The sequence below is a fragment of the Massilia sp. NBRC 108631 genome (assembly GCF_059704565.1).
Window position 1 is genome coordinate 56,851 of the sequence record NZ_BAAKJE010000198.1, and the last position, 13,872, is coordinate 70,722.

Annotated in this window: 12 protein-coding genes; 9 read left to right on the plus strand and 3 right to left on the minus strand. The window is 65.5% G+C overall.

Annotated elements, in window-relative coordinates:
- Positions 1-79 precede the first annotated feature (79 nt).
- Complete coding sequence (locus AC6H42_RS21830) at positions 80-1,156, minus strand: porin (protein ID WP_057153319.1); 1,077 nt, start codon at positions 1,154-1,156, stop codon at positions 80-82.
- Between the two features lie 783 nt (positions 1,157-1,939).
- Here AC6H42_RS21830 and AC6H42_RS21835 point away from each other — a divergent pair.
- The 8 genes from AC6H42_RS21835 to AC6H42_RS21870 all read left to right on the plus strand — a co-directional run bounded on the left by AC6H42_RS21835 (position 1,940) and on the right by AC6H42_RS21870 (position 11,474).
- Positions 1,940-2,881 (plus strand): MerR family transcriptional regulator, encoded by a 942-nt coding sequence (locus AC6H42_RS21835; protein ID WP_307188266.1) that lies wholly within the window; start codon positions 1,940-1,942, stop codon positions 2,879-2,881.
- A gap of 146 nt (positions 2,882-3,027) precedes the next feature.
- Complete coding sequence (ftsY, locus tag AC6H42_RS21840) at positions 3,028-4,074, plus strand: signal recognition particle-docking protein FtsY (RefSeq protein WP_057153317.1); 1,047 nt, start codon at positions 3,028-3,030, stop codon at positions 4,072-4,074.
- Positions 4,075-4,098: 24 nt separating this feature from the next.
- Positions 4,099-4,782 carry a cell division ATP-binding protein FtsE gene (locus tag AC6H42_RS21845; protein WP_497548922.1) on the plus strand — a complete coding sequence of 228 codons (684 nt, stop codon included), beginning with the start codon at positions 4,099-4,101 and terminating at the stop codon, positions 4,780-4,782.
- Positions 4,779-5,693 (plus strand): permease-like cell division protein FtsX, encoded by a 915-nt coding sequence (gene ftsX / locus AC6H42_RS21850; protein ID WP_497548923.1) that lies wholly within the window; start codon positions 4,779-4,781, stop codon positions 5,691-5,693. Before AC6H42_RS21845 ends, ftsX begins: the two co-directional genes overlap by 4 nt.
- A 344-nt stretch (positions 5,694-6,037) precedes the next feature.
- On the plus strand, positions 6,038-6,937 hold the full coding sequence (gene rpoH, locus AC6H42_RS21855; RefSeq protein WP_057153314.1) for an RNA polymerase sigma factor RpoH: 900 nt from the start codon (positions 6,038-6,040) through the stop codon (positions 6,935-6,937).
- A gap of 133 nt (positions 6,938-7,070) precedes the next feature.
- Positions 7,071-7,511: a hypothetical protein gene (locus AC6H42_RS21860; RefSeq protein WP_057153313.1), complete on the plus strand. Its 441-nt coding sequence runs from the start codon at positions 7,071-7,073 to the stop codon at positions 7,509-7,511.
- A 31-nt stretch (positions 7,512-7,542) separates the two neighbouring features.
- Complete coding sequence (ggt, locus tag AC6H42_RS21865; protein WP_497548924.1) at positions 7,543-9,297, plus strand: gamma-glutamyltransferase; 1,755 nt, start codon at positions 7,543-7,545, stop codon at positions 9,295-9,297.
- A gap of 92 nt (positions 9,298-9,389) precedes the next feature.
- Positions 9,390-11,474: a TonB-dependent siderophore receptor gene (locus tag AC6H42_RS21870; RefSeq protein ID WP_057153311.1), complete on the plus strand. Its 2,085-nt coding sequence runs from the start codon at positions 9,390-9,392 to the stop codon at positions 11,472-11,474.
- A gap of 27 nt (positions 11,475-11,501) precedes the next feature.
- Here the strand turns inward: AC6H42_RS21870 and AC6H42_RS21875 are convergent, their stop codons facing one another.
- Together AC6H42_RS21875 and AC6H42_RS21880 are read right to left on the minus strand one after the other, a co-directional pair.
- Complete coding sequence (locus AC6H42_RS21875; protein ID WP_497548925.1) at positions 11,502-11,846, minus strand: antibiotic biosynthesis monooxygenase family protein; 345 nt, start codon at positions 11,844-11,846, stop codon at positions 11,502-11,504.
- Positions 11,843-13,066, minus strand: a complete 1,224-nt coding sequence (locus AC6H42_RS21880; RefSeq protein ID WP_057153309.1) for a cytochrome P450 family protein — start codon at positions 13,064-13,066, stop codon at positions 11,843-11,845. The genes AC6H42_RS21875 and AC6H42_RS21880 overlap by 4 nt, the downstream gene beginning before the upstream one ends.
- A gap of 77 nt (positions 13,067-13,143) precedes the next feature.
- Between AC6H42_RS21880 and AC6H42_RS21885 the strand changes: the two genes are divergently transcribed.
- The gene (locus AC6H42_RS21885; protein ID WP_057153308.1) at positions 13,144-13,842 is read left to right on the plus strand and encodes an ArsR/SmtB family transcription factor; all 699 of its coding nucleotides are present in this window, start codon (positions 13,144-13,146) and stop codon (positions 13,840-13,842) included.
- Positions 13,843-13,872: the final 30 nt, after the last annotated feature.

Sequence of the window (13,872 nt, forward strand, 5' to 3'; positions counted from 1 at the left end):
GGGCGCAATTTTAGCACCGGAATAAAAAACGGCGGCCCGCAGGCCGCCGTTCTCAGCATTTAACGCCGTTTACGCGGAATTAGAAGGTGTGCTTGATGCCCACGTTGAAGGCTTTATCGCCGGTACCGACTTCAGCGTTGTTGCCAACGGTGTAGCTGGCGCCGCGCTTGTTCTTGATCTTGGCGTAAGCAACATAGGTGCTGGTGCGCTTCGACAGCGCGTGCGAGTAGCCCAGTGCCCACTGGCTGGCATCGCGGTTGGCCGCTTCGTTGTCATCCTTGTGGATGTACGAAGCGATCAGGGTGCCAGCGCCGCCGATAGGAGCGGTTGCGCCGATCAGCATGGTGTCGCTGTCGGTCGATGCTGCCACCGCGGTTGCGGTGAAGGCGGTTGGGTTAGGGATAGGCGACGAGGTTGGACCCTTGTCATCGCTGTAAGCGAAGAACGCTTTGGCAACGGTGAAGTCGTAGTTGGCGGCGAACAGGGTGCTGTGCGCGTAGTCACGGTTCACAACCGGCACGCCGGCAGCGGCGGTGTCGTTGTTGCGGTTGTTGTAAGCCAGGCGAGCCTGCAGAGGGCCGTTGCCGTAGTTCAGGGACACGCCCAGCTGACGGCCAGCGTCGGCTTTCGACTGCTCGCCTACGCCGTACTGGAATTCACCGCTGAAGCCACTGTAGGTCGGGGTTTTGTAGTTGACCGAGTTCGAAGCACGCACGTTCATGCCCGAAGCGCCAAACAGGTTCTTGGCCGAACCGGCCAGGCCAGCCTGGAATGGATCGGCAACTTGCGACAGCGCCAGGTACATTGGGGTGTACTGACGGCCCAGGGTCAGGCTGCCGGCTTCTTTCGATACCAGGCCAACGTACGATTGACGCTGGAACAGGCCGGAGGTGTCGCCCACGCCGGTGTCGGCTGCGAAGCCGGCTTCCAGCAGGAACACGGCGGACAGGCCGCCACCCAGGTCTTCCGTACCGCGGAAGCCCAGACGGGACGCGCTAGCAACACCACTGCTTACTTTCGTTACGTTGCCTGCTTTGCCGCCACGCTCGGAGACCACGCCAGCATCAACGATACCGTAGATGGTGACGTTCGATTGGGCAAACGCAGCAGTGCTCATTGCGCCCAGAACTGCGATGGAGATCAGAGTTTTTTTCATTACGAGTTTCCTTCAGTTTGTGTTGCATAAAAGGGTAAAGCTGGAACCACGGCTCAATTCTTGTGCTTGTCGGCGCCCAGTCATGCTGGCGCCACACTTTGTTATTTGTGAGGGCAATCCCCGATTGCCACACTGCGATTTCGGATAAGAAACGCGTCACTTATATAGGCTGCCGCTCGCTGTTGCCGGCTTCGTCACAGAGCGGTCGGCTCTGGAGGCGGCACTATACTGGCCGTTTGCTAATCCAGCAAGTGTTATGAATCGTCCAGTGTGCGAGTGTAGAGTGAACTGCAAGCTGAACCAAACAGCATTATTTATACAGCAATCAGACCAGTTCTGCTTGGACTTGTTAGTTATAAGTAATTTCCACAATAGAATGCGCGGCGCGCCGGTTTTGTGGCAGCGCCCCCTGCGCACGCCCCTTGACGACGGCGCCGGAGCGCCTATGGTTTACTTATCGAGTCTGCTTCGACAGTGACATTTCCCGCCGCCCGGATACAACACTTCGGGAATTTTTTTTCACTTTGTTGACTTTTGTTGTCCAAGACAAACCAAGCGCCACAAGCTGAATTGTGTTCATTGTTCGGGCTGGCCAGCCTGTGTCGTGGACAAGCTTCGGCATAGGGGAGATTCGGCGGAAAGCCGGCCACGGCACGGGACACTTTCTCTACCGAAACGATTGTAGAATGCAGTTCGCAACCGGGTGCAAGCCCGGGCGCCTTGAAAGCGCGGCCACCCCGAACATGTGGCCGCTTATGCAACATGAACACTGAGGCCCCTTCTTTGACAGTCCCCAGTACCATCAGCGACGTTGAGCGCGACACCGGCGTGGCCAAGGAAACCTTGCGCGTCTGGGAGCGCCGCTACGACTTCCCGCAGCCCCTGCGCGACCCGTTCGGCGAACGCGTCTACCCCACCGAACAGGTGGTCAAGCTGCGCCTGGTAAAAAGGCTGATCGACCTCGGCTTCCGTCCCGGCAAAGTCATCCAATACAGTCCGGAAGAACTGCAAGCGCTGGCCGAGAAGGCGGCCGACGGGAGCAAGGCGCGCAGCCGCGCACACCACCCGGAACTGCAGGTTTACCTCGACCTGTGCAAGGCGCACCAGATGGATGCGCTGCGCCGCAAGCTGTCGCAAGCTTTACTGGTGATGGGCCTGAAGAGCTTTGTCATCGACCTGGTCACGCCGCTGACGGTGATGGTGGGCGACGCCTGGGCCGCCGGCCGCTTCGCCGTCTTCGAAGAGCACCTGTTCGCCGAATCGCTGCAGATGGTGATGCGCAGCGCCATCTTCTCGGTGCCGCAGGCAAACGCCGGGCACAACGGCGCGCCGCGCCCGCGCATCCTGCTCACCACCCTGCCGCAGGAACGCCATGGCCTGGGCCTGCTGATGGCCGAAGCGCTGTTCGCCGCCGAAGGCGCGCACGCCATCTCGCTCGGCATCCAGACCCCGGTGCCGGACATCGCCGATGCCGCCCGCAGCCTGGGCGTGGACAGCGTGGCGTTGTCGCTGTCGGCCTCCATGAACCCGCGCCAGGCGCTGGACGGCTTGAAGGAGCTGCGCGCGCGCCTGCCGGACACGGTGGAAATCTGGGCCGGCGGCAACTGCTCGGCGCTGCGCAAGCGTCCGCCCGCCTTCGTGCGCGTGTTCCAGCTGGCCGAAATCGGCGTCGGTATTGCCGACTGGCGCGTGCGCATGCGCACCCAGGCCTTGCCGATCGGTTAATGCGCAGTTGATGCACGCGTAGTTGACTCACGGTTAATCATCGAACAACCCCGCAGCGGCCGGCGGCCCGCGCTCTGGTAGAATACCGGCAGATTTCCCCGTCCGGCGCCGCCGGACCTTCGCTTGAAGCCCTCTACCGCACACCAATGTTTAGCTTCTTCAAGAAAAAACCTGTCCAGCCCGACACGCCTCCCGCCCTGCCCCAGGCAGCCGCTCCCGCAGCCCATGCCGACGTCACGCCGGCCACCGCGTCCGCCCCGCCCGCCCCCGTGATTGCGCCCGGCGCCGAGCAGGACAAGCCGAACTGGATGGCCCGCCTGAAAGCCGGGCTGTCCAAGACTTCCGCCAACCTGTCGGTGCTGTTCGTCGGCGCCAAGATCGATGACGACCTGTACGACGAGCTGGAAGCGGCCCTGCTGATGGCCGACGCCGGCGTGGACGCCACCCAGTTCCTGCTCGACGCGCTCAAGCGCAAGGTCAAGGAGGACAAGCTGCTGGACGCGGCCGCCGTCAAGACCGCGCTGAAAACGCTGATGATAGAGCTGCTGGCGCCGCTGCAGAAACCGTTTGAACTGGGCCGCCACCAGCCGCTGGTGATGATGATTTCCGGCGTCAACGGCGCCGGCAAGACCACCACCATCGGCAAGCTGGCCAAGCACATGCAGGGCCACGGCCAGTCGGTGCTGCTGGCCGCCGGCGACACCTTCCGCGCCGCCGCGCGCGAGCAGCTGATGGTGTGGGGCCAGCGCAACAACGTCACCGTCATCTCGCAAGAGTCGGGCGACCCGGCCGCCGTGTCCTACGACGCGGTGCAGTCGGCCAAGGCCAAGGGCATCGATGTGGTGATGATCGACACCGCCGGCCGCCTGCCGACCCAGTTGCACCTGATGGAAGAGCTGAAAAAGGTCAAGCGCGTGCTGGGCAAGGGCCTGGAAGGCGCGCCGCATGAAACCCTGCTGGTGATCGACGGCAACACCGGCCAGAACGCGCTGGCGCAGGTGAAAGCCTTCGACGACGCGCTGCAGTTGAGCGGCCTGATCATCACCAAGCTGGACGGCACGGCCAAGGGCGGCGTGATCGCGGCCATCGCCCGCGTGCGCCCGGTGCCGGTGTACTTCATCGGCATCGGCGAGCGCATCGAAGACCTGCAGCCCTTCAACGCCACGGAATTTGTCGAAGCCCTGCTGGGCTGAACGATATGAGGACGGCCCCCGCCCATGATTGAATTCCAGCACGTTAGCAAACAATACTCGGCCGACGCCACCGCCTTGCGCGACGTCTCGCTCACCGTCGACAAGGGCGAACTGGTGTTCCTGGCCGGCCCGTCCGGCGCCGGCAAGTCCACCCTGCTCAAGATGATCGCCGCCATGGAGCGCCCCAGCTCGGGCAAGGTGATCGTCAACGGCCAGGACATCGGCAAGCTGAAGCCGGCCGGCGTGCCCTTTCTGCGCCGCAACCTGGGCCTGATCTTCCAGGAACAGCGCCTGCTGACCGACCGCTCCATCCTCGCCAACGTGATGATGCCGCTGATGGTGACCGGCCAGCCGCGCGCCCAAGCCGAGCAGCGCGCCCGCGCCGCACTCGACAAGGTGGGCCTGGGCGACCGCGCCAACGCCTCGCCGCTGGCCCTGTCCGGCGGCGAACAGCAGCGCGTCTCGATCGCGCGCGCCATTGTCAACCGCCCGCAAATCATCCTGGCCGACGAGCCGACCGCCAACCTGGACCGCGCCAGCGCCGACCGCGTGCTGGACGCGCTGCGCGCCTTCCACTCGGTGGGCGTGACCTGCCTGATTTCCACCCACGACGACCAGGTGCTGGCCGGCGCGGCGCGCGTAATCCATTTGAAACAGGGCCAGCTGCAAAGCATCGACGCCGCCACGGCGCAGGAGGTGGCAGCATGAGCAGCTGGTTCCGTCAACACGGCTTCGCGCTGGGCGCCGCGCTGGTGCACCTGCGCAAGGCGCCCGGCAGTTTCCTGTTCAACATCCTGGTGGTGGCCATCGCCCTGGCGCTGCCCTTCATGGGGCTGACCCTGCTGGACAATGTGCGCCCGCTGTCCGAACAGATGTCGGTCGATCCGGAAATCAGCCTGTTCATGAAGCAGGACGTGGCGCGCGAGCAATCGGCCGCGCTGGCCACGCCGCTGCGCGAACTGATGAAGGACGCCAAGATCATCTTCGTGCCGCGCGAAAAGGCGCTGGACAACCTGAAAGGCAAGAGCGGCCTGTCGGACGTGATCGCCACCCTGGGCGAAAATCCGCTGCCGGACAGCTACATCGTCAAGCTGGACGCCTTCCGCAGCGCGGCGGCCGGGCTGGACGTGGACCTGCTGGCCGAACAGATGCGCGCCCTGCCCGGCGTGGACACGGTGCAGATCGACTCGACCTGGGTCAAGCGCCTGGCCGCGCTGATCGGCGTCCTCAAGCTGGCCCTGCTGCTGCTGGCGGCCACGCTGGGCACCGTGGTGGTGGCGGTGGTGTTCAACACCATCCGCCTGCAGGTGCTGACGCAGCGCGAGGAAATCCTGGTGTCCAAGCTGATCGGCGCCACCGACACCTTCATCCACCGTCCGTTCTACTACACCGGCGCGCTGCTGGGCCTGTGCGCCGGCGGCGTGGCGCTGGGCGCGGTGGCGCTGGCGCTGCAGCCGTTGAACAAGGCTATTGCCGAGTTCGCCCGCCTGTACGCGTCCGAATTCCAGCTGGCCGCGCTCGAGCCGCTGCCGATGGCCGCCCTGCTGGCCGTGTCCGCCATACTCGGCCTGACCGGCGCGGTGCTGTCGGTGCAGCGCCACCTGGCCCGCCTGAACTGAGCTGAGGCGGGTTACGCGCGCTGCGCTCACCCGCCCAAAGTGCGTTCACGCACAGTCCGCGCCGCCTCCCCCCGCTATCCTGTCCGTATTGACGTTTCGCAAACACAAGGCGGTTTGCCGCGCCTTTGTCAAAAACCATCGAATAGAATCGCCCCATAGCATTACCACTATCAGGGGCATTGCAACTGGCGATTGGCACTCACCGATTGAGAGTGCTAATATATGTCCAACTGATACCTTAACTCATGCATTAGAGCAAGATTAAGCTGAGTTTAAGACGTATCCAGCAAGATGCAAGAATCCGAAACATTCCGTGTTCGACGAGCGAGGAAACAAAAATGACTATGATGACCGCACCTGCCGCATTGGTACCAGCCAATAAGAATGCCATGGCACTGGGACTGGGATTCACTGGCAACCTGGGCAACCTGGACGCCTACATTTCGGCGGTGAACCGCCTGCCTATGCTCACGCCTGAAGACGAGAAGCGCCTCGGCCGCAGCCTCAAGGAAAACAACGACCTGGGCGCCGCGCAGGAGCTGGTGCTGTCGCACCTGCGCCTGGTGGTGTCGATCGCGCGCGGCTATCTGGGCTACGGCCTGCCGCACGCCGACCTGATCCAGGAAGGCAATATCGGCCTGATGAAAGCCGTCAAGCGTTTCGACGCCGACCAGGGCGTGCGCCTGGTGTCCTACGCGATGCACTGGATCAAGGCGGAAATCCACGAGTACATCCTGAAGAACTGGCGCCTGGTCAAAGTGGCCACCACCAAGGCCCAGCGCAAGCTGTTCTTCAACCTGCGCAGCCACAAGACCGGCCTGGACGCCATGTCGCCCACGCAGATCGACCAGCTGGCCAAGCTGCTGGACGTCAAGCGCGAAGAAGTGATCGAGATGGAAACGCGCCTGAGCGGCCGCGACATCGCGCTGGAATCGCCAACCGACGACGAAGACGACAAGTTCGCGCCCATCGCCTACCTGTCCTCCGAGCAAAGCGAGCCGACCCGCGTGCTGGAAGCCGAGCAAGTGACGCGCCTGCATTCCGAAGGCCTGGAAACGGCGCTGGGCAAGCTCGACCCGCGTTCGCGCCGCATCGTCGAAGCGCGCTGGCTGGCCAACGACGACGGCTCCGGCGCCACGCTGCACACGCTGGCCGACGAGTTCGGCGTCTCGGCTGAGCGCATCCGCCAGATCGAGTCGGCCGCGCTGAAAAAAATGAAAGGCGCGCTCGCCGCCTACGTGTAAGCAATTGCTTTACCGACAAATGGGGTCAGGGTTAATTAATCATTAACCCTGACCCTTTGTCTTTCATTCGGGCAAGCGTGCGCCGCAATTGATGTGTTTTAGCTAATATTTTGATCCAGACAGGAGAACGAATATGCAGCTCAGAATCATCAGCCTTCTTACCTGCTTCGCCGGCTTCGGCATCGTTGCCGCGTGCAGCGTGGTGGCGCAGAACGGCGGCGGGAGCGAGACACCGCCGGCACCCAAGCGCAAAAGCGCCACCTATACCTTGACGGCGGGCCAGAGCGTGGCGCTGACGCCCACCGCCACGCTGAAACTGGAACGCGTCAACGACAGCCGCTGCAAGACCGGCGCCGTGTGCGTGTGGGAGGGGTATATCAGCTACAGCTTTGTGCTGACCAACAATGGTAACGCCAGCAACTTCGTACTGGCCGAGAAGATGCCGGGCGGTAGCAATACCGCAACCCAGCAAGGCCTGCGCTTTACGCTGACCGGCCTGGAACCGCCGGACCCGCCCGCAGTCCATGCTCCTGCGCCAACTTATCGGGTAAGCTTGCGGGTGGATATTTCCTAGCCCCCAAGCCTTGCTACCGATAAGAGTGCCCATGACTTCACCAGCCCGCCGCGCCCTCCCTTCCCTGCTTGTTTCCACCATCATCATCAGCGCCGCCATGGCCCCGCCCGCCTGGGCCAAGGGCCCGGTCGCCACCGGCACCGGCGGCGCCGTCGCCACCATCAGCGAACAGGCCAGCCAGTCGGCCCTGGCCATCCTCAACCAGGGCGGCAACGCGGTCGACGCGGCGGTTGCGGCGGCGGCCACGCTGGGCGTGACCGATCCGTTCAGCTGCGGCATCGGCGGCGGCGGCTTCATGATGATTTACCTGGCCAGGGACAAGCGCGTCATCACCATCGACCACCGCGAAACGGCGCCGGCCAATTTCCAGCCCACCATATTCCAGCAGGACGGCAAGCCGCTCGACTTCGAACAGACCCTGGCCAGCGGCATGTCGGTCGGCGTGCCGGGCACGGTGCGCGGCTGGCACGAGGCGCTGGAGCGCTACGGCTCCATGCCGCTGAAGAAGGTGCTGCAGCCGGCCATCAAGGTGGCGGCGGACGGCTTCCGGGTAAACGCCAATTTCTCCAGCCTGGTGGCGTCCAACCAGAGCAAGTTCCAGCTGTTCCCCGCCACGGCCAAGCTCTACTTGAAGGACGGCAAGGCGCTGCCGGCGGGCAGCCTGCTGCGCAACCCGGACCTGGCCAGGGCCTACCGCGAACTGGCGGCGGGCGGCATCAAGGTGTTTTATGAAGGCAAGATCGCACGCGCCATCGTCGACACCGTCAACCAGCCTGGCGGCAAGGTCCGGGCCGGCGCCATGACCATGGCCGACCTGGCCAACTATGAAGCCCGGATCCGCCAGCCGCTGCGCTCGACCTATCGCGGCTACGACATCTACGGCATGCCCCTGCCCAGCAGCGGCGGCGTGGCGGTGGCCGAGGCGCTCAATATCCTGGAAGGCTACGACCTGAGGTCCATGCCGCGCGACAAGGTGGAGCACTTGTACCTGGAAGCCAGCCGCCTCGCCTTCGCCGACCGCAACGCCTACCTGGCCGACCCCGAGTACCTGGAGGCGCCGGTGCAGGGCCTGCTGAGCAAAGACTACGCCGCGCGGCGGCGCGAACTGATCAATCCCCAGCGGGCCGCGGCGCACGCCGACGCGGGCGATCCCTACCCGTTCCAGAACGACCAGAGCGTGCCGCTGCGCCCGGCCAACGCCAAGCTGCTGGCCGAGGGCGCGCACACCACGCACCTGACCGTGTCGGACAAGGAGGGCAACATCGTCTCCTACACCTTCACCATCGAATCCTGGGGCGGTAGCGGCATCACCGTGCCGGGCTACGGCTTCCTGCTCAATAACGAGATGACGGACTTCGACTTCAGCGGCCCGCATCCCAACGTGCCGGAAGCAGGCAAGCGCCCGCGCAGCAGCATGTCGCCCACGCTGGCGTTCCGCAACGGCAAGCCGGCGTTCTCGATCGGCAGCCCGGGCGGCTCCACCATCATCACCACGGTGCTGCAAACCATCGTCAACCACATCGACCTGGGCATGGGCATGGACCAGGCGCTGGACGCGCCGCGCCTGTCCCAGCGCAACAACGCCATGACCGACATCGAGCCGGGCTTCGGCGGCAGCGACGCCGCCCGGTCGCTGGAAAAATACGGCCAGCAATGGAGCGCCGCCGCGCACGAAATCGGCGCGGCCAACGCGCTGCTGTTCAATGCCGACGGCACCGTGACCGCCGCCAGCGAGGGCAAGCGCCACGGCGTGGGCAGCGCGCTGGTGCAGAAAAAGGGGCACTAGGCCAGCCAGGGGGCAGACAACTTGGGAAGTCCGCTTCCCCTTTTCTTGATATAATTGCGAATCATTATCATTTGCATTTATAGAAAGAAGCCATGTCCGTTCCACGCCTGCACTGCCTCGCCATCGCCGCCGCCCTCACCTGCCTGCACGCCCAGGCCGCCGACGAGGCCATCATGCCGACCGTCGTCATCAAGGGCGACAGCGACAGCAGTGACAGCTATGCCGCCCGCAAGAGCGCGTCCTCCACCGGCCTTGAGCTGTCGCTGCGCGACACCCCGCAATCGGTGTCGGTAGTCACGCGCGCGCGCATGGACGACTTCCAGCTCAACACCATCAGCGACGTGCTGCAAAACACCCCCGGCGTCACGGTGGAGAAGATCGAAACCGACCGCACCTACTACACCGCGCGCGGCTTCGACATCACCAATTTCCAGTACGACGGCGTCGGCGTCCCCTTCGTGTTCGGCAACGTGGGCGGCGACATCGACACCGCGCTGTACGAGCGCATCGACATCGTGCGCGGCGCCAACGGCCTGATGTCCGGCACCGGCAACCCGTCCGCCACGGTCAACTTCATCCGCAAGCGCCCCACCGCCAGCACGCAGGCGTCGGCCTCGGCCACCATCGGCTCGTGGAATCAGCGCCGCGTGCAGGGCGACCTGTCCGGTGCGCTCAACGCGGCCGGCACCGTGACCGCGCGCGTGATCGCCGTGCACGACGAGGGCGACTCCTACCTGGACCGCTACAGCAAGGACCGCAATGTGCTGTACGCGATCGTGGAAGCGCGCCTCGCGTCCGGCACCACGCTCACTGCCGGCCACACGGACCAGCGCCAGAAAACACGCGGCGGCCTGTGGGGCGCGCTGCCGCTGACCTACAGCGACGGCACCCCGGTAGACTTCGGCAGCGGCACCAGCACTTCCACCAGCTGGGCGCGCAACAAGACCGGCGACAAGCGCAGCTTCGCCGAACTGGTGCACCAGTTCGGCAACGGCTGGCACGCGCAGGCCACGCTGTCGCGCAACACCGCCATCCAGCGCGGCAAACTGTTCTACGTGTACGGCCTGCCCGAGCGCGGCACCGGCCTCGGCCTGTACGCCTATCCCTCGCTGTACGATTCGGACAACAAGCAGACCCTGCTCAACGCCAGCGCCGGCGGCCAGTTCAGTCTCGGCGGCCGCCAGCACGAGCTGAGTGTCGGCGGCAACTGGTCCAAGTCCAGCATCGACGACATCTCGCACTACGGCCAAGGCATCGGCACGGCATTGCCCGCGCTGCCGGACTGGCACGGCGCCTATCCCGAACCGTCGTGGGACGCCGCCATCGACGGCAGCTCGTACCAGGACAAGCGCAAGGGCGTGTTCATGGCGGCGCGCTTCAACCTGGCCGACAATGTGAAGCTGGTGGGCGGCATCAGCCGCACCAAGGCCGACAGCGCGGGCACCGCCTACGGCCTTAGCCGCTTCAAATCGGCCAGCAAGAGCACGCCCTACGCGGGCCTGGTGGTGGACCTGACGCCCAATCTGTCGGCCTACGGCAGCTACACGGAGATCTTCAATCCACAAAGCGAGACCGATATCGACGGCCAGACCCTGGACCCGATGCGCGGCAAGACGGCGGAACTGGGTTTGAAGAGCGAATGGTTCGACAAACGCCTGAGCGCCGCCGCTTCGGTCTTCAAGACCAGGCAGCAGAATACCGCCGAGCAGGCCGGCTACGTCGGTCCGAAGGCTTACCACCGTGGGGTGGACGCCGAATCGCAGGGCGTGGAATTCGACCTGTCCGGCGAACTGGCGCGCGGCCTGCAGGCGACCGCCGGCTTCACGGTGATGTCGATCGAGGATGCGGCCGGCAAGGCGGCCAAAACCTACCTGCCGCGCCGCACCCTGCGCATGTCCGCCACGTACCAGGTGCCGGCGCTGCCGGCGTTGAAAGTGGGCGCCACCGCCAGCTGGCAGGACGGCACCCACCGCGACGAGGCGGACGCCATCGTGATCCGCCAGGGCGGCTATGCCGTGCTGGGGCTGATGGCGCAGTACGAATTGAGCAACCAGCTCAGCCTGCGCCTGAACGTTGCCAACGTGGCGGACAAGAAGTACCTGACCAGCCTGTACTGGAGCCAGGGCTACTACGCGGCGCCGCGCAACGCGAGCGCCACGCTGACCTGGAAGTATTAAGTGCGCGCCGCGCGCGCCGGCGCGGCTTCAGGCGTGGCGGCTGCGGCTGTCCGCAGGCGCCTGCGCGCGTTCGTTCATGCCGTAGTCGCGCGCCACGGCGGCGATGCGCAGGCGGTAGTCTTCAAAGATGCCTGCGCGTCCCGCCGACTGCGCGGCGCGGTGCGCTTCCAGCTGGCGCCATTGCGCTATGGCCGCCTCGTCACGGAAGAACGACAGCGACAGCAGCTTGCCCGGCTCACTCAAGCTCTGGAAGCGCTCGATTGAGATGAAGCCGTCCACCTGCTCCAGCAGCGGGCGCAGGCTGGCGGCGATGTCAAGGTATTCCTGCTTGTGTTCGGCCCTGGGCCAGACTTCGAATATCACGGCGATCATGCGGTCTCCTCTGCTTCAATGAATTCGGGAATGCGGGCGTTCACCGAAGGCCGGTAACGCCATGCCATGGGCGCCAACGGGCCTGCTTGCAGCAGCGCCTCCAGCGCGGCGGCGGCAATGGTTTGCGACAGCACCTGGCCGGGACAAGCGTGCGCGCCCTGGCCGTAGCCAAAGGCATGGCCGTCCTGCCGTCCTTGCTGCATGTTCTGCTGCATACTTTGCCGCGACGCTGCGGCCAGCAGCACCAGTATCGCTTGCCCCGCTTCGATGCGCGCGCCGCCTATGCTGACGTGCTGCGCGGCAAAGCGGCGCGTGTTCTGGATTGGCGGGTCGTCGCGCATCACGCGGGCCACCAGCGCAGCGGCAGGCAGCGCGGCCTTGGCCGGTTCGCGCATCAGCGCCACGATGCTGTTGCCGATCAGCCCAGCCGTCGCCTCGCAGGTTTGCGACAGCAGGCCCACCAGGTTCGCCAGGATGGCGTTGGCATTGTTCCATCCCGCCGCATCGGCTTCGCTCAGCACTGCCGCGAGCAGGCAGCCTTCCGGCGGCGCCGACGACTGCAACATGGCCTTGAAGCTGCCCAGCAGCGCCAGCGCCGCGCCGTGCGCTGCAGCGATCTGCTCCGCGCTGCTGAGCGGCGACAGGCAAGCCACGAACTGGCCCATCCACGCCGCCACCTGCGGCAGCTGGGCGTCCCGGAAGCCAAGCAGGCTGGCGACGGTCTGCACCGGCGCCGCAAACATCCACGCCGACAGCGCCGCCGGTCCAAGCGCTTGCCGCGCACCAGCGCCAGCAACGGCTGCTGCGCCTGCGCCTGCTATTGCAAGCGCACCCAGGTCCGCCCCCACGGCTGCGGCAATGCGCTCCGCATCGACCAGCCCACGCGCCAACTCGCCCGCACGGGTGCCGACAGCAGCCAAGTCCAGCCCCGCCAGCGCGCGCTGCAAGACCACCTTCGGCGCCGCATGGCGCTCGCCATCGTTCATGCGCACCAGCGCACCGAACACCTGCCCCGCACCGCCTCCCGCGATGGCCGCCGGCACCGGCTCGGCCACCGGCCGCGCGCGCAACGCCGCGTGCGCCAGCACCGCGCCGACGTCGGCCGCGCCGGCAGCGATCCACAGCTTCAAACGCGCGTCGAAAAACAGCCCCTGCCGCGCGGCCAGCTCAGCGTAATACGGATACGGATCGGCGTGCGTTACCGCTGCGATAGCGTCCATGTTTCCCCCTTTTGCAAATGTCGATGCAGTGCAGTATCCTGAAAAAGACGCCACCACACTTCGCCCAGGACCGAACCATGAATGCAGACAACCACCTCGCCCGTATCGCCGGCGCCATCGCCGAGCCGGCGCGCGCGCGCATGCTGTGCTGCCTGCTGGACGGCCACGCCCGCACCAGCACCGAGCTGTCGGTGGTGGCCGAAGTCAGCCCATCCACCGCCAGCGCCCACCTGGCGCGCCTGAAGGAGGAACAGCTGGTGCAACTGCTCGCGCAAGGCAAGCACCGCTACTACCAGTTGGCGGACGCCAACGTGGCCGCCGCACTGGAAGCGCTGCTGGTGGTGGCCGGCCTGCCGCGCCCCGCCTTCAAGCCCAACACGCCGGACCGCCTGCGCAACGCCCGCACCTGCTACGATCACATGGCCGGCACGGTGGCGGTACGCCTGCACGACCACATGACAGCGCAAGGCTGGCTCACCGAAGCCGGCGATGGCAACGTCGGCAACGAGTACCAGCTCACGCCGGCCGGCGAGCAAGGCGTGCGCGCCCTCGGCATCGACACCGCCGCGCTGCGCAAGCTGCGCCGCCGCTTCGCCTGCCCGTGCCTGGACTGGAGCGAACGCAAGCCCCACGTGGGCGGCGCGCTGGGCGCGGCACTGCTGCAGCTGGCGCTCAAGAAGGGCTGGGTAGCGCAAGACCTGGACAGCCGCGCGCTGGCCGTGCCGCCCAAGGGACAGCGGCAGATGCTGGCCGCCTTTGGTCTAAGCGAGGTTTAAGATTCCCGTCGGATGATGTGATGTCAACTT